Annotated in this window: 23 protein-coding genes; 6 read left to right on the top strand and 17 right to left on the bottom strand. The window is 66.1% G+C overall.

The window, feature by feature from the left end:
- Nucleotides 1–15 precede the first annotated feature (15 nt).
- The 5 genes from SBP01_RS06935 to SBP01_RS06915 are packed head-to-tail and all read right to left on the bottom strand — an operon-like array spanning nucleotide 16 to nucleotide 4,375.
- The gene (locus SBP01_RS06935; RefSeq protein ID WP_275215440.1) at nucleotides 16–477 is read right to left on the bottom strand and encodes a molybdenum cofactor biosynthesis protein MoaE; all 462 of its coding nucleotides are present in this window, start codon (nucleotides 475–477) and stop codon (nucleotides 16–18) included.
- Nucleotides 467–1,048, bottom strand: coding sequence for a MogA/MoaB family molybdenum cofactor biosynthesis protein (locus SBP01_RS06930; RefSeq protein ID WP_320537943.1), 582 nt, complete (start codon nucleotides 1,046–1,048; stop codon nucleotides 467–469). Before SBP01_RS06930 ends, SBP01_RS06935 begins: the two co-directional genes overlap by 11 nt.
- A complete protein-coding gene (gene moaC, locus SBP01_RS06925; RefSeq protein WP_275215438.1) occupies nucleotides 1,045–1,539 on the bottom strand; it encodes a cyclic pyranopterin monophosphate synthase MoaC in 495 nt (164 codons plus the stop codon). Before moaC ends, SBP01_RS06930 begins: the two co-directional genes overlap by 4 nt.
- Nucleotides 1,527–2,786, bottom strand: a complete 1,260-nt coding sequence (gene glp / locus SBP01_RS06920) for a gephyrin-like molybdotransferase Glp (protein ID WP_320538298.1) — start codon at nucleotides 2,784–2,786, stop codon at nucleotides 1,527–1,529. Before glp ends, moaC begins: the two co-directional genes overlap by 13 nt.
- A gap of 23 nt (nucleotides 2,787–2,809) precedes the next feature.
- Entirely contained in the window at nucleotides 2,810–4,375 is a 1,566-nt protein-coding gene (locus SBP01_RS06915; RefSeq protein ID WP_320538297.1) for a molybdopterin-dependent oxidoreductase, read from the bottom strand.
- 201 nt (nucleotides 4,376–4,576) lie between these two features.
- Here SBP01_RS06915 and moaA point away from each other — a divergent pair, with 201 nt between their 5' ends.
- The 3 genes from moaA (at nucleotide 4,577) to SBP01_RS06900 (ending at nucleotide 7,573) form a co-directional block, all read left to right on the top strand.
- Complete coding sequence (gene moaA / locus SBP01_RS06910; RefSeq protein ID WP_320537942.1) at nucleotides 4,577–5,725, top strand: GTP 3',8-cyclase MoaA; 1,149 nt, start codon at nucleotides 4,577–4,579, stop codon at nucleotides 5,723–5,725.
- A gap of 5 nt (nucleotides 5,726–5,730) precedes the next feature.
- The gene (locus SBP01_RS06905; RefSeq protein ID WP_320537941.1) at nucleotides 5,731–5,997 is read left to right on the top strand and encodes a MoaD/ThiS family protein; all 267 of its coding nucleotides are present in this window, start codon (nucleotides 5,731–5,733) and stop codon (nucleotides 5,995–5,997) included.
- Between the two features lie 73 nt (nucleotides 5,998–6,070).
- A complete protein-coding gene (locus tag SBP01_RS06900; RefSeq protein WP_320537940.1) occupies nucleotides 6,071–7,573 on the top strand; it encodes an HNH endonuclease signature motif containing protein in 1,503 nt (500 codons plus the stop codon).
- A 68-nt stretch (nucleotides 7,574–7,641) separates the two neighbouring features.
- Here the strand turns inward: SBP01_RS06900 and SBP01_RS06895 are convergent, their stop codons facing one another.
- On the bottom strand, nucleotides 7,642–8,859 hold the full coding sequence (locus tag SBP01_RS06895) for a helix-turn-helix transcriptional regulator (protein WP_320537939.1): 1,218 nt from the start codon (nucleotides 8,857–8,859) through the stop codon (nucleotides 7,642–7,644).
- A 201-nt stretch (nucleotides 8,860–9,060) separates the two neighbouring features.
- On the opposite strand from SBP01_RS06895, the gene SBP01_RS06890 reads away from it, so the two are divergent.
- Entirely contained in the window at nucleotides 9,061–9,342 is a 282-nt protein-coding gene (locus tag SBP01_RS06890) for a hypothetical protein (RefSeq protein WP_320537938.1), read from the top strand.
- Between the two features lie 78 nt (nucleotides 9,343–9,420).
- Here the strand turns inward: SBP01_RS06890 and SBP01_RS06885 are convergent, their stop codons facing one another.
- The 7 genes from SBP01_RS06885 to SBP01_RS06855 form a co-directional block, all read right to left on the bottom strand.
- Entirely contained in the window at nucleotides 9,421–9,882 is a 462-nt protein-coding gene (locus tag SBP01_RS06885) for a DUF1579 family protein (protein WP_320537937.1), read from the bottom strand.
- 53 nt (nucleotides 9,883–9,935) lie between these two features.
- The gene (locus SBP01_RS06880; protein WP_275215431.1) at nucleotides 9,936–11,279 is read right to left on the bottom strand and encodes a M16 family metallopeptidase; all 1,344 of its coding nucleotides are present in this window, start codon (nucleotides 11,277–11,279) and stop codon (nucleotides 9,936–9,938) included.
- A gap of 126 nt (nucleotides 11,280–11,405) precedes the next feature.
- Nucleotides 11,406–13,670, bottom strand: coding sequence for a polyribonucleotide nucleotidyltransferase (locus SBP01_RS06875; protein ID WP_275215494.1), 2,265 nt, complete (start codon nucleotides 13,668–13,670; stop codon nucleotides 11,406–11,408).
- Nucleotides 13,671–13,916: 246 nt separating this feature from the next.
- Nucleotides 13,917–14,186 carry a 30S ribosomal protein S15 gene (gene rpsO, locus SBP01_RS06870; protein ID WP_320537936.1) on the bottom strand — a complete coding sequence of 90 codons (270 nt, stop codon included), beginning with the start codon at nucleotides 14,184–14,186 and terminating at the stop codon, nucleotides 13,917–13,919.
- Between the two features lie 227 nt (nucleotides 14,187–14,413).
- On the bottom strand, nucleotides 14,414–15,673 hold the full coding sequence (kynU, locus tag SBP01_RS06865) for a kynureninase (protein ID WP_320537935.1): 1,260 nt from the start codon (nucleotides 15,671–15,673) through the stop codon (nucleotides 14,414–14,416).
- Nucleotides 15,670–16,524 (bottom strand): tryptophan 2,3-dioxygenase, encoded by an 855-nt coding sequence (kynA, locus tag SBP01_RS06860; protein ID WP_275215428.1) that lies wholly within the window; start codon nucleotides 16,522–16,524, stop codon nucleotides 15,670–15,672. The genes kynU and kynA overlap by 4 nt, the downstream gene beginning before the upstream one ends.
- A gap of 67 nt (nucleotides 16,525–16,591) precedes the next feature.
- Nucleotides 16,592–17,575 (bottom strand): bifunctional riboflavin kinase/FAD synthetase, encoded by a 984-nt coding sequence (locus SBP01_RS06855; protein ID WP_320537934.1) that lies wholly within the window; start codon nucleotides 17,573–17,575, stop codon nucleotides 16,592–16,594.
- 253 nt (nucleotides 17,576–17,828) lie between these two features.
- On the opposite strand from SBP01_RS06855, the gene SBP01_RS06850 reads away from it, so the two are divergent.
- The gene (locus SBP01_RS06850; protein ID WP_320537933.1) at nucleotides 17,829–18,446 is read left to right on the top strand and encodes a DUF937 domain-containing protein; all 618 of its coding nucleotides are present in this window, start codon (nucleotides 17,829–17,831) and stop codon (nucleotides 18,444–18,446) included.
- 22 nt (nucleotides 18,447–18,468) lie between these two features.
- Here SBP01_RS06850 and SBP01_RS06845 read toward each other — a convergent pair whose 3' ends face one another.
- The 3 genes from SBP01_RS06845 to truB are packed head-to-tail and all read right to left on the bottom strand — an operon-like array spanning nucleotide 18,469 to nucleotide 20,253.
- The gene (locus tag SBP01_RS06845) at nucleotides 18,469–18,957 is read right to left on the bottom strand and encodes a hypothetical protein (protein WP_275215425.1); all 489 of its coding nucleotides are present in this window, start codon (nucleotides 18,955–18,957) and stop codon (nucleotides 18,469–18,471) included.
- Nucleotide 18,958: 1 nt separating this feature from the next.
- Nucleotides 18,959–19,312 carry a hypothetical protein gene (locus SBP01_RS06840; RefSeq protein ID WP_275215424.1) on the bottom strand — a complete coding sequence of 118 codons (354 nt, stop codon included), beginning with the start codon at nucleotides 19,310–19,312 and terminating at the stop codon, nucleotides 18,959–18,961.
- 2 nt (nucleotides 19,313–19,314) lie between these two features.
- Nucleotides 19,315–20,253 carry a tRNA pseudouridine(55) synthase TruB gene (gene truB, locus SBP01_RS06835; protein WP_320537932.1) on the bottom strand — a complete coding sequence of 313 codons (939 nt, stop codon included), beginning with the start codon at nucleotides 20,251–20,253 and terminating at the stop codon, nucleotides 19,315–19,317.
- A gap of 126 nt (nucleotides 20,254–20,379) precedes the next feature.
- On the opposite strand from truB, the gene SBP01_RS06830 reads away from it, so the two are divergent.
- Nucleotides 20,380–21,543: a pyridoxal phosphate-dependent aminotransferase gene (locus SBP01_RS06830; RefSeq protein ID WP_275215422.1), complete on the top strand. Its 1,164-nt coding sequence runs from the start codon at nucleotides 20,380–20,382 to the stop codon at nucleotides 21,541–21,543.
- A gap of 40 nt (nucleotides 21,544–21,583) precedes the next feature.
- On the opposite strand, the gene trxA is transcribed toward SBP01_RS06830, so the two are convergent.
- On the bottom strand, nucleotides 21,584–22,018 hold the full coding sequence (trxA, locus tag SBP01_RS06825; RefSeq protein WP_320537931.1) for a thioredoxin: 435 nt from the start codon (nucleotides 22,016–22,018) through the stop codon (nucleotides 21,584–21,586).
- Nucleotides 22,019–22,027 lie beyond the last annotated feature (9 nt).

Raw genomic sequence — 22,027 nt, 5'->3', positions numbered from 1 at the left:
ACGCAAGCGGCAGAGTCAGCCGCCCGCGCCCACCCACTCCACGGTGCCGTCCGTGAAGAACTGTTCCTTCCAAATGGGAACCTGGTCCTTGATCCGGTCCACCAGTTCGGAGCACACGGCAAACGCCTGGCCCCGGTGGGCGGCTGAGACCGCACAGACCAGCGCAGGGTCACCAATTTCCAGCATGCCGATGCGGTGCGCGGCCCAGATCCGGACGGGCTGCGTGCCGGGTTCGCCTGCGGAGTGCTCGGCAACCAGCCGGGCGACGACGTCGGCCATCACCTGGTGCGCCGTGGGGTGCGCGCTGTAACTTAAGCGCTCAACGGGCCGGCCGCCGTCGTGATTCCTGACCACTCCGCTGAAGCTGACAACAGCCCCGGCCGTGTCCGACTCGACGGCGGCGATGGCCTGGTCCACGGAGATCGGCTCCGCGCTCAATACGGCGTGGACCACTTCGAAAACTGATTCAGTGCCCATTGCGGCCCTCCAGCTGGTCACACAGGTGCCCGATCACGGGATCCAGGACGGAAAGCCCGTCCATCACGCCCTTGGGCGAACCTGGCAGGTTGACGATGAACGTGCCGCCGGCAGCGCCCGCATAACCGCGGCTCAGCGCGGCAAGCGGCGTTTTGGCCGCCCCCGCCCGCCTGATGGCCTCCATGATGCCCGGGATCTCCCGGTCCAGCAGGGGCAGGGTCACGTCCGGCGTCCGGTCATCGGGGCTGAGCCCGGTGCCGCCGCTGGTAATAACGACGGCGGGGTGCTGGGTGAGGAGCGCCCGGATGGCCGCGCCTACGGGCCCACCATCCGGCACCACCATGGCGGGGTAGGCCTCGAAGCCGTGTTCCGTCAGCCAGTCAATGATCACCGGGCCGGTCTCATCCTCGTACAGGCCGGCCGCGGCCCGGGTGGAGGCGATGACAACCCCGGCCCTCCGGCCCTGCACGTCGCCGTGAGCGTGGTTCGCGTGCGGATGCGGCTCAGGTGCCTGCGGCGCCGTCACGAGGGTGCCATCGGTGTTTTCGGTGCTACCGGTGCTTGCGTTCATAGTGTCCAGTCCCCGCTCTTGCCGCCGCTTTTCGCCAGCACCTTGATGTCTGTCAGTACTGCATGCTTGTCCACGGCCTTGATCATGTCGTAAACACTGAGCGCGGCGACGGACGCCGCCGTCAGCGCCTCCATCTCCACTCCCGTGACACCACGGGTCTTGACCGTGGCAAGGATGCCCACGGATTCCGGGCCGAGCTCGAAGTCGACGGTGACCTTGGAGAGGGGCAGCGGGTGGCAGAGCGGAACGAGTTCCGGGGTCTTCTTGGCGGCCATGATCCCGGCTACCCGTGCCACGGCGAGGGCGTCACCCTTGGGCAGGCCGCCGGAGCCGAGCAGGCCCAGCACTTCACGGGTGGTGCGGACGGTGGCCGTGGCGGTGGCTTCCCGGGTGGTTTCGGCCTTGTTGGACACGTCCACCATCTGGGCGCTGCCGTCCTGGCGAAGATGGGTCAGTGCCGACGGGCTTTGTTCTGGATTCACAACATCCATACTTCCACCTCGTCGCCCTCTGCGAGCGCCGAGACTCCCACCGGGACATGAACGAGCGCATTGGAGCCCGCCAGGGCATGCATGAGGTGGGAGCTGTCCCCACCCTCCAGACGGACGGTGCCGTCACTGCGGAAGCTTCCCCGCCGGACCTGGTGTTTGTGTTCCGGTGACGTGAGGCCGTGCGCCAGCCGCGCCGGAAGCGAGACCCGGCGGGTGGGTGAGCCAAACATGTCGGACAGCACCGGCCGCAGGAACATTTCAAAGGACACCAGGCAGCTCACCGGGTTTCCGGGGAATCCCAGGAAGGGGACGCCCTCGAATTGGCCAATGCCCTGCGGACCGCCGGGCTGCATGGCCACGTGCACAAACTCGGCCGGCTGCCCGTCCATCGCCTGCCGGACCACTTCGTAGGCTCCCTTGCTGACCCCGCCGGTGGTGACGATCAGGTCCACGGCTCCGATGTGGCTGCGCAGCAGGGCCCGGAGTTCTTCCGGCCGGTCGGAGGAGATGGCCGTACGCACCACGGTCAGCCCCGCCTGGCGCATGGCGCTTTCGAGGAGGGTGCCGTTGGAGTCATAGATCTTCCCTGCCGGCAGCGGCCGCCCTGGCTCAACCACTTCGTCCCCGGTGGTGGCCAGCAGAACCGTGAGTGTCCGGTGTACCGTCACTTCCCCAATGCCGAGGGCCGCGAGCAGTCCCAGCTGCGCCGGCCCCAGGAACGTTCCGGCCGCCAGCGCACGCTCCCCCCCCGCAATGTCGCTGCCTGCGGCGCGCACGAAGGTTCCCGCCGCCGTCGCGGGCAACCACACCGTGCTCCTCACCCCGGGAGCCGGGAACCGGTCCGGAGCCGCACGTTCCACGGGCACGACGGCGTCGGCCCCGGAAGGGATCACGGCACCGGTCATGATGGGGGCGGCGCAGCCGCGGTCAAGGGCTGCGGGTGTGGCACCAGCCGGAACGGGGTCAACCACCCTGAGCTCCGCCCCGCCGTCGGGCAGGTCTGCGCTGTTGATGGCGAAGCCGTCCATTTGGGAGTTCGCGAACGGCGGCAGGCTCAGGGGCGCGGCCAGGTCCTGGGCGAGCCCCCTGCCCAGCGCGTCACGGAGCGGCAAGGACTCGGTCTTGCCCTCGGCCAGCAGCGGCGCAAGCAGTTCGGTGACCGCGTCGCGGTGCCGGACAACGGACCGTGCCTGGTGCGGGGCGCCGCCGTTTGGGGCACCGCCGTGCGGGTGCGGGGGGCTGTGCATGATCCTGCCTTCGGTGGACGCCGTCATGGATTCACGTCAACTCTAATGGTGTGGAAGCCGGTGGCCCCGTCCGGCACAACCGGCCGGGGTTCCTCAGCCTGCGGGTCACCGTTGTTATCCGTGGCGCGGACCTGGACCTCGTACTGGCCGGGAGTCAGGTCGATGCCCAGCTGCCACTGGTACCAGGTATCCAGGGAGATGCCAGGGGCGAGGTCGGCCTGCTGCCACGGGCCGCGGTTGACACGCAGCTCCACTTTGGCGATGCCCCTGTGCTGCGCCCAGGCCACACCCCCGAACACCACCCGGCCCGCCCGCACTCCCCTGCCGCTGCGCGGTACATCGATCCGGGATGCTGTCTTGATCGGGCCGCGTTCGGACCAGCCGCGGGGCGTCCAATAGCCTTCGTCGTTGGCGAACCTGGTTACTTTGAGTTCCGTAAGCCATTTGGTGGCCGAGACATAGCCGTAGAGGCCGGGCACCATCATCCGCACCGGGAAACCGTGTTCCAGCGGCAGTGGCTCGCCGTTCATTCCCACTGCGAGCATGGCGTCCCTGTCATCGGTGAGGACTTCCAGCGGGGTGCCGGCCGTCCAGCCGTCGGAACTTCGGGACAGCACCATGTCCGCACCGGCCTGCGGGCGTGCCATGGCGAGCAGTTCCCGCACCGGCCACCCAAGCCAGCGGGCGTTGCCGATCAGGTCCCCGCCCACTTCGTTGGACACGCAGGCGATGGTGACATGCCGTTCAATGAGTGGTTTGGCCAGCAGGCCGGCCAGGTTGAGCTCGATCTCCTGGTCTACCATCCCCGTGACGCGCAGGGTCCACGTCGAGGGGTCAATGACCGGGACGATCAGGGCGGTGTCGATGCGGTAGAAATCCCTGCTTGGCGTCACCAGCGGAACCATGCCGCCCAGACCCACCTGAGCACCCGCCGGAATCGCCGGCGCTGCAGAAGCCGGAGCGGGCAGTTTCAGCTTCTCCCGGGCGGTGCTGATGCCCGCGGCCGCGCCACGCCAAACGCCGGCAACGAGCCCGCCGACGGATGTCACCGCTGCCGTGGCGGCCAGGGCCTGCAGGAACGTGCGCCGCCCGGTGCCGCGCGCTTCCTCCGGGGCCAGACTGTCCGCTGACGGGTCCTCGTGAAGCCTGCGGATAAGGAATCGCAACAGGAGTACGCCGGCAGCCGCTGCGGCCAGCGGCACCGGCACGGCACCGGGAGTCAGCTGTGCGCGGGACAGGACGGCGGCGAGCCCCACCAGCCCAAAGACGGCAATCACGGCTGCCCCGGCAAAACGTTTGCGTTGCTCCAGGACTCCTGCGACAGCGCCGACGGCCGAGATGACGATCAGCATGCCCGTGACGAAGACGGCTTTGTCGGACGTGCCAAACACACTGACGGCCCACTCCTTCACCCCCGGCGGAAGGGCGTCGATCAAAGCCCCGCCCACTGCCGTCAGCGGTGACAGGGAGGGGCTCAGCGCTCCGGCGAGCAGCTCGCCGGCCACCACGGCCGCCACCGCGGATACCAGGCCCGCCGCCCCTGCCCGGCGCCGGCTGCCTCGAGCGGCACGGGGGCTGCCGGGCCGCATTCCGAAGTTCACGCCGTCGTCGGCCGTTTCCTGCGGTGGCTGTGACCTCTTCACTCCTCCAGCATAGGTTCACGGCGGCCGTGCGGCACCGGAGTCTGCTGCATATCGGAGCCGGGGGTGGCGGCCGCGTTACCGACGCCGCAATCGAGCGCCGGCGACACGGACGTGATGCTCGGGCCTCCGGTGGCGTAGCCTGAACTCATGAGCGTTCAGCTAGGCATGCCAGAACCCCGGGACGGTACTGGCCCCGGCCTGCCGCCCGCCCGGCCGGCGGACGCGCCGGCGGGGCTCGCTGACCGGTTTGGCCGCCGCGCCACCGATATGCGGTTGTCGCTGACGGACAAGTGCAATCTGCGCTGTACCTACTGCATGCCGGCCGAAGGTCTTGAGTGGCTCGCCAAGCAGGCTGTGATGACCGCCGACGAGATCGTACGGATTGTCCGGATCGGCGTGGAACTGCTGGGTGTCCGGGAACTTCGGCTGACGGGCGGGGAGCCGTTGGTCAGGGCGGACCTGGTGGATATCATCGCCGCGCTCCGGAGCAACCATCCGGACCTGCCGATCTCCATGACCACCAACGGGGTGGGGCTGGATAAGAAAGCCGCGGCGCTTAAGGCTGCGGGCCTCACCCGCATCAACGTGTCCCTGGACTCGCTCCATGAAGAGACGTTCACCAAACTCACCCGCCGCCCGTTCCTGGACCGCGTGCTCGCCGGAGTGGACGCCGCGTGGGCAGCGGGGCTGGGCCCCGTCAAGCTCAACGCCGTCCTGATGCGCGGCATCAACGATGCGGAATCCCCGGCCCTGCTCGCCTGGGCGCTGGACCGCGGCTATGAGCTGCGCTTTATCGAACAGATGCCACTGGACGCCGACCATGGCTGGACCCGCCGGAACATGATCACGGCGGCTGAAATCCGTTCGCTGCTGTCCGTGGACTATGTCCTGAGCCCGGACCCGCGCGCCCGGGACGGCGCCCCCGCCGAGCGATTTGAAGTACGACGCCGGGTGGCTGGCGTTGAGGGTCCGGTTGATTCTGGTTCGGAGCAGCTTGGCGCTGAGGGTCCGGTGCTGGGCACCGTGGGGATCATCGCCTCAGTTACCGAGCCGTTCTGCGCGGACTGCCGGCGCACCCGGATCACCGCCGAGGGCAAGATCATGAGTTGCCTGTTCTCACGGGAAGAGTTCGATTTGCTGGGCCTACTTCGCCAGGGGGCCAGCGATGAAGCCTTGGCCGAACGCTGGCAGGACGCCATGTGGGTCAAGCCCAAGGCGCACGGAATGGACCATACAGGTCTCGGTGCGGCGGACTTCGTCCAGCCGGACCGCAGCATGAGCGCCATCGGAGGCTGACTTTCGTGAACGTACGTTACTTCGCTGCCGCGCGCGCCGCCGCCGGCGTGGAAGAAGAGGGTTTCAACCTGCCCCCGGGGGCGACCGTCGCTGACTTGCTGCAGGCTGTCCTGGCCGTGGAACGCGCCGAACCGCCTGTTGGCACCCCGCCCCTGGAACGTCTCCTGGGCCGGAGCAGTTTCCTCCTGAACGAAGTGGCCGTGAGGGACCGCTCCACAGTGTTGAACCCGGGCGACGTCGTCGATGTATTGCCGCCGTTCGCCGGCGGATAAGCGACTCTTCAGGTTATCCACATAGCCGCTTAGCTCCGCGGTTTTTGTCGGACCTGTCTGTGATGCTTGAGGTATGGAGCGCAGAGCGGCGGTGAAGGCGGCAGAGGCATTAGCGGCCTCTGCCTCCGCGCTGGTTGCCTCATTGCGGGCTGAAGAATCGCCCGGCTCCGGTACGGCGGATCCGCTGCGGCAGTCAGCGGATGATTTCCTGGACGGGCTGGCTCAGGTCAGCCGGATTGATGCCCAAGTGGCCGCCGTGCGAATCCATCTGGCCGGACGGTACGTCGGCGCAGCGGAGGCCTTGTTGGGACCTCCTGTGTCGCCGGAGGAGCACACCGCCCAAGAGATGAGTATCGTGGCCGAGGTGTCCTGTGCCCTGACGGTGAGCGAACGTACCGGCAGCGCGCTCCTGGGCGAAGCACACCGCTTGCGTTCTGTTCTGCCGCTGACCCTGGCAGCGCTTGAAGCAGGCGCGATTTCGTGGCAACACGCCCGGGTCATGGTGGACGAAACCACCAACCTGGACCCCGCCGGCGCCCACGCGTTGGAGGCACACTTCCTGGACCCGGACGACCCCAACCCCGCCCGCGGTTGCCCGGCCGGTGAGATGACCCCCGGCCGGTTCCGCGCCAAAGCCCGGACCTGGCGCGAACGCCACCACCCGGACAGCATCGAACAACGCCACACCAAGGGCGTTGCGGACCGGCGGGTGGAGTACTGCCCGGACCGGGACGGGATGGCCTGGATCTCTGCCTACCTGCCCGCCGATCAGGCCTCCGGGATCTGGGCGCGAACCACCGCGGACGCCCGCGCCCTCCAGGGCCCTACCGAGATCCGGACCCTCAGCCAGCTACGCGCCGACGTCCTCGCCGGCTTACTCCTCGCCGCCGACCTTCACACGGACGGGACCACGGATGGGGCAGGTGAGTTGGCCGGCGCCGGAGCGGGGTGTGCTGGCCGGGTTCCGTCACCGAAGGCCCAGGTTCTGGTCACGGTGCCCGTGTTCGCGCTGATGGGCCTCACCGAGGAGCCCGCCACCCTCGACGGGTACGGGCCCATCCCGCCGTCCATGGCCCGCCGGCTGATTGCCGACGGTGCTGAGTCGTTCCACCGCGTCCTGATCGACCCCCGGGACGGAGCGCCCCTGGAGATCGGCCGGACCAGCTACCGGATCACCAAGGCCCTTCGCCAATGGCTCCGGCTTCGGGATGCGAAATGCCCGTTCCCCGGCTGCAGCAACCAGTCCCTGGACAACGACGCGGACCACATCCTGGCCTGGGCCGACGGCGGCACCACCGGGATCAGCAATTTGGGTCATCCTTGCCGGCGTCATCACCGGCTCCGGCACACCTCCGCCCGGACACCCACCCAGCCAACCAAGAACGAACCACCCGGCTGGAACTCACCGGCCGGACGCCACTACCAAAGCGAACACCCGGACTGGGAACCACCCCACTGGCCAGAAAAGCAGCCAGAACTCCTGTCCAATGGTGTCGAGCTCGGTCTCCTGGACTGCGGCGACCCTGCCCACCAGCCGGGGCAACCGGACGGCCGCGACGTCCCGGACAATCGCTAAAGGCCCCGGCAGATGTCTGCCTGGACGCCCTGAGGAGCTGTGGTTGCCCCAGTTTGCCTCGCCCCTGTTCATAAGGCTGTGCCCAGTGCCATGGCCAGTAGGGCCGCCCGGGTATGCACTGCACAGGCATCAAATATCTGTTTGAACTGATCTTGTACGGTGTAGGTGCTGATTCCCAAGGTTTTAGCCATTGCAACGGTGTCCCTGCCGCCCGCGGCCAACTCCAGCAACTGCCTTTGCCGTGGTGTCAGACCAAAGCTACGGGCGAAAATATCCAGCCGTTCCTCAGGAGGACACGCCTGGATCGTGACCGCCAGCGGAGGCGTCGCCTCCCGATGCGAAGTTGCTGGAGCGGCGGGGCCCATCCGGCTGGCCCTCAGCATGGCCCATCGACCCGCCCCCAAATACACCCGGGACCACGCAGGGTGGCGATCCACTCCCGCCTCCAGAGCCAGTAGTTGGGCGGCGACGTTCAAAACCTCGGCCGGAACATGTTGGTAGGGCTCGGGCCCAGGCTGGAGCAGTCCGAGCCATTCGTCAATGGAAACCGTGCCGCCCAGCACGGCCATGTCCTCGCTGAGGGTCAGGACGCCCTGTGGGGGCAGGTCCACTTTCCGGGTTCCGCCAACATCCGGGGTTCTGCCAACATCCGGGGTTCCGCCAACATCCGGGGTTCCGCCAACGTCCGAAGGGCCGCTCCCTCGCGGACGGCCGTCGTCGGGTGCGTCTGCGGGTGGGGGAACTGGCCCCGCTCTGAAAAACTGTCTGGAAACTGACCGGCGAAGTGCCGGCGTCACTCTGCTGACTGCTGCCGCCACATATCGAACCTCGTCGGCAGTGAAAGCGCCTTGCTCAGCCGTCCGCCACAAATCGAGCCAGCCCCAGTAGCCATACTTGTCGGCGAAGCCCGCATACAAAACGTCCACCACCCCGTAGCGGTTCAGCAAACTATCCCAGACAAGGCTCTGCGGGGGATTGCCGCCAGTTTCACTCAACAGCGTTGTCACCGGGGATCCCCGGCCCGCAAGCGTGGTCCAGCGTCCTACCGTCGTCAGATACTTCAGCCGGATCAGCAGCGGCAGATCCTCCGGGCATGGAATCCGGGCCATGGGGGAAATTCCCGTTCCCGTGGCAGGGTCTGAAAGTGGCCAGACGAAGGCGCTGAAAGGAATGACGCGGCCCAGCTCTGACAGCACACCGGCACGCAGCGCGTGATGGTCCGGAATCAAGTCACCAAGGAGGCTGATCCGTTCCAGGCTCCGCTTCCGGGACGCTCCGGTCATCATTCACTCAGTATGCGGCCAGGACAGCACTCTCCGCGGGAACGGTGCCGACGTGGAACCTCGCTGCCGCTTCCCGGCCAGACCCCCAGATTTCTGGGATGGATCCCTGTGTGACGGACATCTACGGTGTGAAAACCCCTCGAGGAATACACCGGTAGCTGCAGGGGCCCGGGAACGCTGCCGCACACCTAAGGAGAGTCTGTTATGTACACCCTTCACATAGAGCACGGGATCAGGGACTTCGGCCTGTGGAAACAGGCCTTCGACCGGGACCCGTTGGATCGGGCAGCCTCCGGGGTGGTCCGCCACAGGATTTCCCGGCCGGTGGACGACTCCCACTACGTCGTGGTGGAGCTTGACTTCGCCAACCTCAACCAGGCCGAGGAAGTGCTGTCGAATCTTCAAACCAAGGTCTGGAACTCATCCGCCGCTTCTCCTGCTTTGCAGGGGGCCCCGCAGACCCGGATCCTGGAAACCGTGGGCTGAGGCGGCAGCCAGCGTGGGAGGGCACCCGGCAGGGCAACACTGAGTCTGCCCGAACAAGCGAGCCGGGTCGGCAGCGTCTCAGGCCCGGCGGCACTCTGAGGTCATGAACGGGATGAAGCCGGCACTATCGCCGAACCGCAGCTCGGCGGTGTGGGTCAGCACTCCGTCGTCCACACGAAAAGTATGGCGGGCGGTCCCCCGGTCGCTGCGGCGCTCCACCCGGAGAACACCGTCCTGCCACGTGCACCGCGAGGGCGCCGCGGGCGTTTGGCCCAGGCTGTCCACGTAGTACCAGAGAACGTCGTTATGGTCAGGGTCGACAGTAAACACGCCGTGGCCTTCAAAGTGGCTGCCGTCAGGTTCGGTATGCCGGTAGCTCTGCACCACGGCGTAGCCGCCGGCGGCGCGGGTGTAATTCACCTCAGCAGAGGCCGTATGTTCGGGAGCCCACGCGGAAGCTGCAATCCGCGTGGTGCCCCGCCAGCGCCCCAGAAAGTCTTCAAGCACGGCGTGCACAGTGCCGGGCTGCTGATGCGTCATGGCTACATTATGGCGGGCCGCCACCGTTCCCGTTAGCCGCGCAGCGCTCCTTGTCAGAGGCCGAAAGTCTCGGTTTCCTCGAACGGCCCCACGACAGTGACAGTGCGTGGCGCGGCCGCCAGTTCCCGGGCCAGGTCCTGGACCTCCTGAACGGTGACTGACTTGATGAGCCGGAGGGTTTCGTCAATGTCCTGGTACTCACCGGAGACGAGCTCGGCACGGCCCAGGCGGGACATGCGGGAACCGGTGTCCTCGAGGGCCAGGACGATGCCGCCGCAGAGCTGGCCGACGGCTTTGCGGAGTTCGTCATCGGAGATCCCGCCTTCGGCGAGCTTGTCCAGCTCCCGCCCCAGCAGATCCAGCACCTGGCGGACCTTGGACGGGGTGCACCCGGCGTACATCCCGAAGTAGCCGGCGTCTGCGTAGGACGAGGCGAACGAGTAGGTGGAGTAGACAAGCCCGCGCTTCTCGCGGATTTCCTGGAACAGCCGTGAGGACATCCCGCCGCCCAGGACAGCGTTGAGGACACTCATGACATAACGGCGATCATCGGTGGCCACGATGGTGGGACACCCCATGATGATGTTGGCCTGCTCCACGGCACGCTTGACCACGTGCAGCCCGGCAGTGCCAACGATCTCGGCACGCTCGGTGGAACGCCGCTCCACGGGTGCTGCCGTGGACTCAAGGGACCACCCTGCGCTGTGGAGCGCATCCACTACGAGGTTGCAGACGACGTCGTGCTCCAGGCCGCCCGCGGCGGTGATCACCAGCTCGTCCGGGCGGTAGTAGCGCCGGTAATGATCCCAGACCGAGTCACGGGCGACAGCCCGGATCGCGTCCGGGGTGCCACCGATGGGCCGGCCCAGGGGGTGCGTGCCGAGCACGGCGGCAACAAAGTTTTCGTGCGCCACATCTGTGGGGTCGTCGCTGTCCATGGCGATCTCTTCGAGGATGACGTCGCGTTCCTGCTCCATCTCGGCCGGGTCAAGAACGGCCCCGGTGATCATGTCCGCGATCACGTCAATGGCCATCGGCAGGTCGGTGTCCAGCACCCGGGCGAAGTAGCAGGTGCTCTCCTTGGCCGTGGCGGCATTGGACTCTCCGCCCACCTCGTCGAACGCCGAGGCGATTTCCAGGGCGGTCCGGCGCTTGGTGCCCTTGAACAGGAGGTGCTCCAGGAAGTGCGTGGAGCCGTGCTGGCCCGGCGCCTCGTCGCGTGAGCCTACCCCTACCCAAAACCCGATGGTTGCCGAGCGCTGGCCCGGCATCGCTTCGGTGAGTACCCGCACGCCACCGGGCAACACCGAACGCCGGACAACAGAGCCGCCGTCGGAGCCGTGGACCAGGGTATCGCCGGGCTGGTTCTGCTCAAGCGGCAGGGGTACAACAGTCAATTGAAGCCTTTCAGGAGCGGCAGCCGGATCTGGCTGCCATCGTAACAGCGGCGGGGCCGGTGGATCATCCACCGGCCCCGCCGATTCATGCTGAGACGCCGGAGCATGTTACTCGGCGTCAGTGGGCTACTCCGCTTCGACAGCCTCGGCAACGGAAGCGTCAACGCTGTCGCCAGCGCCTTCCTCTTCAGCCACTACGGGAGAAAGCGACAGCTTGCCACGGTCGTCGATCTTGGTGATTTCCACCTGAATCTTCTGGCCGACGGAAACCACGTCATCCACGTTGTCCACGCGCTTGCCGTTGGCGAGCTTGCGCAGTTCGGAGATGTGCAGGAGGCCGTCCTTGCCCGGGGTCAGGGAGATGAAGGCACCGAAGGTGGTGGTCTTGACGACCGTACCCAGGTAACGCTCGCCGATTTCCGGGATCTGCGGGTTGGCAATGGCGTTGATCGCGGAGCGTGCTGCATCTGCAGACGGACCGTTGGTGGCGCCAATGTAGACCGTGCCGTCATCCTCGATGGAGATGTCAGCGCCGGTGTCTTCCTGGATCTGGTTGATCATCTTGCCCTTGGGCCCAATGACCTCGCCGATCTTGTCAACCGGGATCTTGACCGCGATGACGCGCGGCGCGAACTCGGAGAGCTCATCCGGGGTGTCGATCGCGGAGTTGATGACATCCAGGATGTGCAGGCGGGCTTCACGGGCCTGCTTCAGTGCTGCTGCCAGTACGGAAGCGGGGATGCCGTCCAGCTTGGTGTCCAGCTGGATGGCCGTGACGAACTCGGACGTGCCGGCAACCTTGAAGTCCATGTCGCCGAAAGCATCTTCGGCGCCCAGGATGTCAGTGAGGGCTGCGTAGCGGGTCTGGCCGTCAACCTGGTCGGAGACCAGGCCCATGGCGATACCTGCAACAGCTGCCTTCAGCGGCACACCAGCGTTGAGCATGGATAGCGTGGAGGCACAGACTGAACCCATCGACGTCGAACCGTTGGAGCTGAGAGCCTCAGACACCTGGCGGATGGCGTACGGGAACTCCTCGCGGGACGGCAGCACGGGCACGAGGGCGCGTTCTGCCAGGGCACCGTGGCCGATTTCGCGGCGCTTGGGTGAGCCCACGCGGCCGGTCTCACCGGTGGAGTACGGCGGGAAGTTGTAGTTGTGCATGTAGCGCTTGCGCGTGACGGGTGACAGCGAGTCGATCTGCTGTTCCATCTTCAGCATGTTCAGCGTGGTGACGCCCAGGATCTGGGTTTCACCACGCTCGAAGATCGCCGAACCGTGCACGCGGGGCAGAACCTCAACCTCGGCAGTGAGCTGGCGGATGTCCGTCAGGCCACGGCCGTCGATGCGGATCTGGTCCTTGAGGATGCGCTGGCGCACAACCTGCTTGGTGACCGAGCGGAATGCTGCGGACAGCTCCTTCTCGCGGCCCTCGAACTGGCCGGCGAGGGAAGAGGTGACCTCGTCCTTCAGTTCGTCCGATGCGACATCGCGGTCCTGCTTGTCCGCGATCTGGAAGACAGCGGCCAGCTTCTCGGCGGCGGCGGCCTCAACAGCTGAGTAGACGTCGTCCTGGTAGTCCAGGAAGACCGGGAACTCCACGGTGGGCTTGGCAGCGCGAGCAGCCAGGTCAGCCTGTGCGTCGCACAGCGCCTTGATGAACGGCTTGGCAGCCTCGAGGCCCTCGGAGACAACCTCTTCGGTGGGGGCCGTGGCGCCCTGTTCCTTGATGAGGTTCCAGGAGTTGTCGGTCGCTTCGGCTTCGACCATCATGATGGCGACGTCGTCCCCGTCCGGACCGGACACAGTACGGCCGGCTACAACCATGTTGAACACGGACTTCTCAAGCTGGGAGTGCTTGGGGAAGGCAACCCACTGCGAGCCGTTCTCGTCGGCAACGAGGGCAACGCGGACGCCGCCGATGGGGCCGGAGAACGGAAGGCCGGAGAGCTGGGTGGACATGGAGGAGGCGTTGATGGCCACCACGTCGTAGAGCTCGTCGGGGTTGATGGCCAGGACGGTCACCACGATCTGGACCTCGTTGCGCAGGCCCTTGACGAAGGCCGGACGCAGCGGGCGGTCCATGAGGCGGCAAGCCAGGATGGCTTCGGTGGACGGACGGCCTTCACGGCGGAAGAACGAGCCCGGGATGCGGCCGGCGGCGTACATGCGCTCTTCGACGTCAACCGTGAGCGGGAAGAAGTCGAAGCCTTCGCGCGGGTGCTTGCCGGCGGTGGTGGCGGACAGCAGCGCGGTGTCTTCGTCGATGTACACCATTGCTGCGCCGGCTGCCTGCTTGGCAAGTCGGCCGGTTTCAAAGCGGATTACACGCTTGCCAAAGCGGCCATTGTCAATGACTGCTTCTGAGAACTGGATTTCGGGACCCTCCAAGAGAGTCACCTCCGTTTCCTGATTAACGGAGCCCAGCCGCATCAACCCAGGCCAGCATCTGTCTACTGGCCTGCACTGCACCCGGTCATCGATCGAGACCCACGGGCCGGGGCTTCCCTCGTGGAAGCCGTTCCCGGAGATCACTACCGAGGACCGCGAATGCGTGATGCGGTTGATCCTCCTGTTTAGTTTTCTTCTGAAGAAGGCGGCCCGATCCGTAAGGAAAGGGCCGCCCCTAATACCTGACTAGCGACGCAGGCCGAGGCGCTCGATGAGCGCACGGTAGCGGGTGATGTCAGTCTTCTTGAGGTAAGAAAGCATGCGCTTGCGACGACCAACCATGGCCAGCAGACCGCGCTGGGTGTGGTAATCGTGCTTGTGCTCCTTCATGTGCTCAGTCAGATCCTTGATCCGCTGGGTCAGGACTGCAACCTGGACCTCCGGTGAACCGGTATCGCCCTCAGACGTTGCGAAATCCTTGATGATGGACTGCTTTACAGCGGCGTCAAGTGCCACAATAACTCCTAGAGATGTGCCGTGAGGCCCGAATCAGTAACTCACTGCCGGGTCTGCCCGCGCAGGAACTCCCTGTAAATCAGGATTTTTCCACGCATGGCAGGAACCAGCCGCCACGGACTGCAGCCAGATCCAACGTTCAGTTTACCGGCAGGGCCACAGACTTGTCGAAACCGCCGCTCCGGCGCAGAAAGTGCGGCGGAACGTACGGACCCCGCGGCGGACAGTTACGGCTGCAGGAGATCCCGCACGGCGGCCATTCCCCGGTGCACCTCGGCGAAGCTGGTGCTCAGCGGCGACAGTCCAATCCGGATGCCGTGGGGTGCCCGGAAATCCGGGATGACATCGCGTTCCCACAGCGCAGCGGTCACGTTCCGGAAGGCCGGATGGTCCAGGGTGACGTGGCTCCCCCGCCGCTCCGGTTCCCGCGGTGACGCCAGTTCCACCCCCAGCGGTTTGAGCCACGCGTCGAAAAGCTCCACGGCGAACGCGGTCAGTTGCAGCGATTTCCGCCTGATGGCCGCCATGCCGGTTTCCTCGATGAGATCCAGGCTTCCGCGCATGGCCAGCATTCCGAAAATGGCCGGTGTGCCGCTGAGGAAACCCCGGATGCCGGGTGCGGGCTCGTAGCCTGCAGCCATCTCGAACGCGTCCTTGCGCCCCATCCAGCCCCAGATCGGCTGACGGAGACCGGGCAGGTGACGCGCGTTGACATACGCAAAGGCCGGCGAACCCGGTCCTCCGTTGAGGTACTTGTAGGTGCACCCGGCAGCAAAATCCACACCCGCGCCATCGAGGTCCAGTTCCACGGAGCCGGCGGAATGGCAAAGGTCCCAGACCACAAGGGCCCCCGCGCTGTGCGCGATCTCCGTGATGGCCGGCAGATCGGCCAGGAACCCGGAGCGGTACGCCACATGGCTCAAAAGTACGACGGCGGTGGCCGCTCCGGTTGCGTCCCGCACCTGGTCCGGGGTCAGCCCTGCCGCCGGATCGGCTTCGATCCACCGGAGGCTCAGTCCTTCCTCGCGGGCGATGCCCTCAACGAGGTAGCGGTCAGTGGGGAAGTTCTCGGTGTCCAGGACGATCTCGGTCCGGGCAGGGTCCGTCACGACAGCCAGGGCGGCACGGATCAGCTTGTAGAGCACCACGGTGGTGGAGTCGGCGATAATGGTCTGGCCCGGCGCGGCGCCGAGCACTGTCCGTCCCAGTTGGTCGCCGATGGCCTGCGGCAGGTCCAGCCATTCCTCGTCCCAGCCGCGGATCAGCCGCCCGCCCCACCCGTCCTGGATGAAGGTGCCGATGTCGTTAACCGTCCTTTTCAGGGGGCGGCCAAGGGAGTTGCCATCGAGGTAGGACAGGTCCGTGTCCGTGCCGATGAACAGGTCGCGGCAGCGGGCCAGCGGGTCCATGCCGTCAAGGTGTTCAGCCCGGGCCAGCAGGGCCGCGGCGTCGTGATTTTCCATCCGCGCATCCGTGGTGCTGCTCATTGGCCGATCTCCGTCCGTACAGCGAAAAGTTCCGGGAAAAAGGTGAGCTCCAAGGCTTTTTGCAGGAACGCGGCGCCGCTGGATCCGCCGGTTCCGGATTTCATGCCGATGGTCCGCTGAACCGTACGCAGGTGCCGGAAACGCCACAGCTGGAAGTTGTCTTCAAGGTCGACAAGTTCCTCGCAGGCCTCGTAGGCGCCCCAGTTCTCTGCGGCGTTCTCGTAGATGTGTTTGAAGAGCGGCACCAGTTCGGGGCAGAATTCGTGGGCCTTGGTGACATCCCGCGCCAACACGGTTTGGGGCACGCTGTAGCCCTGCCGGTCGAGGTACGAGAGGAACTCGTCGTAGATGCTGGGTGCGTTGAGCAGTTCCGTCAGCATGGAGTGGGCAGCCGGATCCGATTCGAACACCGGCAGCATCTTGCGGTTCTTGTTGCCGAGGACAAACTCCACGGCGCGGTACTGGCTGGACTGGAAGCCGGAAGAATTCCCCAGGAAGCTTCGGAACTGGGAGTATTCCGTGGGCGTCAGCGTGGCGAGTACTGACCACTGTTCGGTGAGTGTCTTCTGGATGTGTTTCACCCGGGCGATGCCCTTGAGCGCGGAACCAAGATCATCGGCGCGGAGCCGGGCAGCGGCACTGCGGAGCTCGTGCAGCACCAGCTTCAGCCACAGCTCCGTGGTCTGGTGCTGGATGATAAACAGCATTTCGTCGTGGTGCTCAGGCTCGCTGACAGGCTGCTGGGCACTGAGAAGCGTGGGCAGCTGGAGGTAAGAGGCGTAGCTCATCCGGGAACTGAAATCGCGGACGATTCCCTTGTCCAGCTTGCGGGTGTTCTTCTCTATTGTCACTGCGCTGCCTTTCTCCCTGCTACGGCCTGCCTGTTGCTGCGCCGCCATCCGTGATGGCGGCCCCGGGTCAGCGCTTTGCCAGGAGTTCGTGGGCCTGGATGACGTCCAGCCGCATTTGGTCAACGAGGGCCTCAGGCCCACGGTAAGCCACCATGCCCCGCAGCCGCGCCACAAATTCGACCACTACTGTCTGGCCGTACAGATCGAAGTCCTCCACGTCTTCATTCGGACGGTCAATCACGTGGGCCTCGACCTGGCGGCTCACCCCGTCGAACGTGGGGTTGGAGCCCACCGAGATTGCGGCCGGCCAGCGCTTTCCCGCCTGGTCCACCAGCCAGCCTGCGTAGATTCCATCCGCCGGCACAAACCCGCTTGCCTCGTGGGAGAGGTTGGCCGTCGGGAATCCCAGGGCACGTCCGCGGGCAGCGCCGTGCACCACTTCCCCACGCATCCGGTGGGGGCGTCCCAATACTTCTGCAGCGGTGACGACGTCGCCCTCCTGCAAGGCCTCCCGCACCCACGTGGAGGAACAGCGGCGGTCCGTGCCGCCGCCGTTATGCAGCGGGTACCCTTCAGAGCCGAACTCGCTGATCACCTGAACGTCGAAGTTGAACTTTTCGCCGAGCTGCTTCATGGTGTCGAGGTCGCCGGAGTTTCCCCGGCCAAACCGCGCGTCGTGGCCAATGACCACGTGGCTGGCGTGGAGGCTGTCCACCAGGACCTGGCCCACAAATTCCTCCGGGGTCAGGCTCGCCAGGTTCAGTGAGTACTTCATCACCAGAATGCCGTCCAGGCCCAGCTCGCCCATGGCCACCAGTTTGTCCTCCAGGCCCATGATCATCTCGGGTGCGGTCTCCGGCCGGTGGATCAGGGCCGGGTGCGGATCAAAGGTGACGGCCACGGCCTTGGTCCCGTGGAGGCGCGCGGACCGGATGAGCTCGGAGAGCACCTGTTGGTGGCCCCGGTGGACGCCGTCGAAGTTGCCGAAAGTGACCACTGAAGGACCAAAGTCCGCCGGGACCTCGGACGGATCGTTCCAGATGTAGACCATCACCCTCGCCTTTTACTGCCTGCACTGACATCTATCCGGACGCGCCGGCGCCGGAACTCTCTAAGATTACCCGCATTCAGCTTGCCCTCCTGACGCGGCCCTGGGCCGGTCGGCTGCCGCTATTTCACGTGGCCGTCCCCTAGTGGCAGGCCGGGCGCCGGGACTACGATGCAAGGGCAATCCTCCTATTCCACACCGCGCGTGCCACAAATAACCATGTCCGCGAACCCTCGCGGCGCTGAAGGGGTACCTCATGACCGAGATTCAAGAGCTCCTGAACCAGATCGACGTCAGTCAAGTGGCGTCCGTGCTGGGGACCGATCCGGCCTCCGCGCAGACCGCCGTGGAAGCTGCGCTGCCCACCCTGCTGGCAGGCATGCACCACAATGCGCAGGCTCCCGACGGCGCCGCCTCGCTTCAATCGGCTCTCGGCCAGCACCAGGACGGCCTGCTGGACGGCGGCGTTGACGTCAGCCAGGTTGATGCGGCCGACGGCGAAAAGATTGTTGGCCACGTGTTTGGCGGCCAGCAGGACCAGGTGGCCGCGCAGCTGGCGGGCACTGCCGGGCTGGGCGGTGTGGGCGGTGACCTTATCCGGAAGGCCTTGCCGATCCTGGCACCGATCGTGATGTCCTACCTCGCCAAGAAGATCTTCGGGCAGGGCGGCAGCGGTCAGGCTGCCCAACCCGGTAGGACGGAAGCCGGAGGAGGACAGGCCGGCGGCATCGACCTGGGCGGCATCTTGGGCGGAATCCTTGGCGCGGGGGCAGGGGCAAGCGGAGCCGGGGCAGGCGGAAGTGCCGGGGCGGGGCAGGGTTCGGTGTTGGACAGCGTCCTGGGCGGGCTGGGCGGCCTTTTCGGCAAGAAATAGGCATCTCACCCAGGATGAGAAGCTAGTCCCCCGCGACCGTTTCGCCCCTGCCCGGGCGGCGACGGTACAGCCAGATAAGCCCGAGGATCGGGAGCAGCAGCGGAATGAACGCGTAGCCACGGCCGAAGAGCGACCAGACCGTTTCGTGCGGGAAAGCGACAGGATCGAAGACACTCAGGGCGCCCACCACAAGAACTCCGATGAGTTCCACCAGCACGGCGGCCAGCGAGACCTTGAACCAGGTGGTGCCTGCCTTGGCAAGGGAGACGGTGGCCACGAGGTACACCACCGCGGCGAAAGCGGACAGCAGGTAGGCCAGCGGGGCATCCGAGAACTTGGTCAGGATCTGGTAGCCGGCCCGCGCGGTGGCTGAGATGGCAAACACAGCATAGACAGCAATCAGGAGCCGGCCCGGCCCGGTGTTTCGGGTACTGCGGGTATCGGTCCTGGCCGATTCGTGGTTCGGCGTCGCGTCGGGATGAGGAGCTTTCACGTGGCGGGCTTCTTCCATGTCAGTACCAGATCTGGTTCATTCGGGCGGCCATCACCAGTGCGGTGACGCCGACGGCGGCCAGGACAAAATTGCTCCAGCGGGTCCGTTCAAGGATGGACCAATACACGGCGGCCGGCGGCAGGAGCATGGCGGTGGCCAGGTAGCCCCAGAATTCCCAGGCTTCCCCGGCGATCGGTTCGCCTGCGATCACCCTTACGATGGAGCCCACGAGGTAGACCACGAGGGCGAGTTCCACGGCCGCGACCGACAGGATGGTGATGTCGTTGGGTGCCTTCTTGAGGATGCCGGCCACCAGGCAGGTTCCACTTGAGAGCAGGCCAACCACAAGAATGATGTAGAAAAATGCGTCCATTCCTAGGCGTCCCCGCCAGTGACCGCCGCGGACGCGGCGTTGCCTGGTGCGAACACGAGCACCGGTTTGGCATAAGTACCCGAATCGGCCAGCAGCGCCACCAGGCTCCCGTCCGGTGCAAAAGCAGCCGCGGGACGCTCTACCGTCGCCGCCTCTGGACTTCCTGCGGGCGCCCCGGCGGCGATCCGGCGGCCGAAGGATATCTCGGTGGTTTCCTCAACAGTCAGTTCGCGGTTGGGCATCAGGGCCCGGGCGGCCTGGGACATTTCCAGGACCGTCAGTTCTTCGGCCAGCTGTTCGAGGGTGCGGGCCTGGTCCAGTGAATAGGGGCCAACGTGGGTCCGGCGGAGGGCCGTGAGGTGTCCTCCTACGCCCAGCCCGTTGCCGAGGTCACGGGCAAGCGCCCGAATGTACGTGCCGGAGGAGCATTCGACGGTGACGTCGATGTCAAGGACCTCCCCGCCCCGCTCCCGCCGGATGCCATGGACATCGAAACAGTGGATGGTGACCGGACGGGCCGCGAGCTTTACTTCTTCGCCGGACCGGACCCTGGCGTAGGCGCGTTCGCCGTTCACTTTGATGGCGCTGACGCTGCTGGGCACCTGCTGGATTTCGCCCGTGAGCGCGGCCACGCCGTCGTGAATTGCCTCATCGGTGACGACGGCGGCACTGACGGTGGCAACAATGTCGCCTTCGGCGTCATCCGTGATGGTGGACTCGCCGAGGCGGATGGTGGCCGTATAGGTCTTGGAGGTGCCCACAATGTAGGTGAGCAGGCGCGTGGCCTTGTTGATCCCGACTACCAGCACGCCCGTTGCCATGGGGTCCAGGGTCCCGGCGTGGCCCACTTTCCGGGTTCCGGCGATGCGCCGCATCCGACCAACCACATCGTGGCTGGTCCATCCCTGCGGTTTGTCCACTATCACCAGTCCAGAAAGCACGCTCCCCAGTATATCGGCGCCGGCATCAGCCCCCGGCCACGGGTCGAACCCCGCCTCGGGGTCGGGTGAGGGTCAGGATACGGGGCGCGCCGGGCGTGCCGGGAAGCGCCGGTTAGGATGGCAGGCATGCCTGAGCTTGCCGTGCACGCCCGAGACGTACCCGTTAACCAGATCCGCGAAATCACCGAGGCCGCGTGGCGGACACCCGGAGCAATGGTGCTCAGCATCGGCGAACCCGGTTTCCCGCTCCCCCGGCATGTGCTGGAGGCCGGCATGGCCTGCCTGGACCGGGATGAGACCAACTACACACCGAATGCCGGCATCCCGGCTCTGCGCGAAGCCTTCGCGGTCAGGTTCCGGGAACGCGCCGGGCTGGACCAGGGTTCCCTCGGAGCCGAGCGGGTCTACGTCGTGGACGGCGCCCAACAGGGCCTGCACTTTGCCATGAGTCTTCTCCTCTCCCCCGGCGACGAAGTGCTGATCCCTAATCCGGGCTACCCCACTTTCGCCATGACTGCCGGGCTGCTGAATGCCGTCCCGGTGGGCTACCCGCTGTATCCGGACCACGACTTCCAGCCCAGGATCCAGGATCTTGAGGAGCTCATCACCGACCGGACGCGCGTGCTGATCCTGAACTCGCCGTCCAACCCGTTGGGAGCGGTCCTGGGCGAGGACCTCACCCGGCAACTCGTGGAACTGGCGCGCAGGCATGACCTCTGGATCATTTCTGACGAGTGTTATGAGGCCTTCACCTATGACGTTCCGCATGTCAGCCCCGCACGGTTCGACAGCGACGTCCCGGGCGAGGCACGCGTCTTCACTTCCCTGACCCTGTCCAAGACGTACGGGCTGACGGGGTTGAGGATCGGGGCGCTGATTTGTCCGCCCGGTTTGGAACGGACCATGAACAACGTGATGGAAGCGATCGTCTCCTGCGTGGCCTCGCCCTCCCAGTACGCAGCGCTTGCCGCCCTGACCGGCCCGCAGGACTACGTGGACACAGCCCACGCGCACTACCGCGCCAATCGGGACGCCGCCTCCGCTGTGCTGGCGGCAAAAGGCATCCGCTACCTGGGCGCGCAGGGCGCTTTTTACCTTTGGGCTGATGTCTCCCACGCAAGTGGCGGGGACGTCAGGGCCTGGACGCACCGATTCCTGGCTGACTCCGGCGTGGCACTGGCACCCGGCACCGCCTTTGGCAGCATCGGCGAGGGCTGGGTCCGGATTGCGCTGTGCGGCAGCCGGCAGGACCTCGTTGACGGACTGGCCCGGCTGCCTGCCGGCGGATAGTCCACTGATTCGGCGCTCCCGGTGAGGAGCTCCGCTGCGCTCAGGACTGGCCGGCCAGCGCCGAATCCAGCCACGAGCGCAGGGTGGCAGCCGGTGCCGCGCCGGCCTGTTTCGCCAGCACTTTGCCCCCGGCCATGACCATCAGGGTGGGGATGGCCTGGACATCGAACCGGCTGGAGAGCTGCGGCGCCCGGTCAACGTCGACCTTGACGAGCTTGATGCCGCCGGCACGTTCCGTGGCCAGCTGGTCCAGGACAGGGCTCACCATCCGGCAGGGCCCGCACCAGGCGGCCCAGAAGTCCACGAGCACCGGGACCGGGGACTGTTCTGCGACGACGGCGAAATCGCCATCGCCCGCCGTGGTGATCCAGGGCAGCCCCTGCTTGCAGTTTCCGCAACGCGGGCGGCCGGACGCAACCGCCGGGACCCGGTTGGTCTTTCCGCAACTTGGACATTTGATCAGTGCAGGTTCCACGGGTGCCTC

This window comes from Pseudarthrobacter sp. IC2-21 (assembly GCF_034048115.1).
Taxonomy (GTDB): domain Bacteria; phylum Actinomycetota; class Actinomycetes; order Actinomycetales; family Micrococcaceae; genus Arthrobacter; species Arthrobacter naphthalenicus.
Note: the sequence above shows the minus strand (reverse complement) of the source record. Positions and strands in the feature narration are given on the sequence as shown.

What these genes read in the sequence shown, in the direction of transcription:
- SBP01_RS06935 (WP_275215440.1), bottom strand. Translation starts at nt 477, where the DNA reads ATGGGCACTGAATCAGTTTTCGAAGTGGTCCACGCCGTATTGAGCGCG.
- SBP01_RS06930 (WP_320537943.1), bottom strand. Translation starts at nt 1,048, where the DNA reads ATGAACGCAAGCACCGGTAGCACCGAAAACACCGATGGCACCCTCGTG.
- moaC (WP_275215438.1), bottom strand. Translation starts at nt 1,539, where the DNA reads ATGGATGTTGTGAATCCAGAACAAAGCCCGTCGGCACTGACCCATCTT.
- glp (WP_320538298.1), bottom strand. Translation starts at nt 2,786, where the DNA reads ATGCACAGCCCCCCGCACCCGCACGGCGGTGCCCCAAACGGCGGCGCC.
- SBP01_RS06915 (WP_320538297.1), bottom strand. Translation starts at nt 4,375, where the DNA reads ATGCGGCCCGGCAGCCCCCGTGCCGCTCGAGGCAGCCGGCGCCGGGCA.
- moaA (WP_320537942.1), top strand. Translation starts at nt 4,577, where the DNA reads ATGAGCGTTCAGCTAGGCATGCCAGAACCCCGGGACGGTACTGGCCCC.
- SBP01_RS06900 (WP_320537940.1), top strand. Translation starts at nt 6,071, where the DNA reads ATGGAGCGCAGAGCGGCGGTGAAGGCGGCAGAGGCATTAGCGGCCTCT.
- SBP01_RS06895 (WP_320537939.1), bottom strand. Translation starts at nt 8,859, where the DNA reads ATGATGACCGGAGCGTCCCGGAAGCGGAGCCTGGAACGGATCAGCCTC.
- SBP01_RS06890 (WP_320537938.1), top strand. Translation starts at nt 9,061, where the DNA reads ATGTACACCCTTCACATAGAGCACGGGATCAGGGACTTCGGCCTGTGG.
- SBP01_RS06885 (WP_320537937.1), bottom strand. Translation starts at nt 9,882, where the DNA reads ATGACGCATCAGCAGCCCGGCACTGTGCACGCCGTGCTTGAAGACTTT.
- kynU (WP_320537935.1), bottom strand. Translation starts at nt 15,673, where the DNA reads ATGAGCAGCACCACGGATGCGCGGATGGAAAATCACGACGCCGCGGCC.
- SBP01_RS06855 (WP_320537934.1), bottom strand. Translation starts at nt 17,575, where the DNA reads ATGGTCTACATCTGGAACGATCCGTCCGAGGTCCCGGCGGACTTTGGT.
- SBP01_RS06850 (WP_320537933.1), top strand. Translation starts at nt 17,829, where the DNA reads ATGACCGAGATTCAAGAGCTCCTGAACCAGATCGACGTCAGTCAAGTG.
- SBP01_RS06845 (WP_275215425.1), bottom strand. Translation starts at nt 18,957, where the DNA reads ATGGAAGAAGCCCGCCACGTGAAAGCTCCTCATCCCGACGCGACGCCG.
- SBP01_RS06840 (WP_275215424.1), bottom strand. Translation starts at nt 19,312, where the DNA reads ATGGACGCATTTTTCTACATCATTCTTGTGGTTGGCCTGCTCTCAAGT.
- SBP01_RS06830 (WP_275215422.1), top strand. Translation starts at nt 20,380, where the DNA reads ATGCCTGAGCTTGCCGTGCACGCCCGAGACGTACCCGTTAACCAGATC.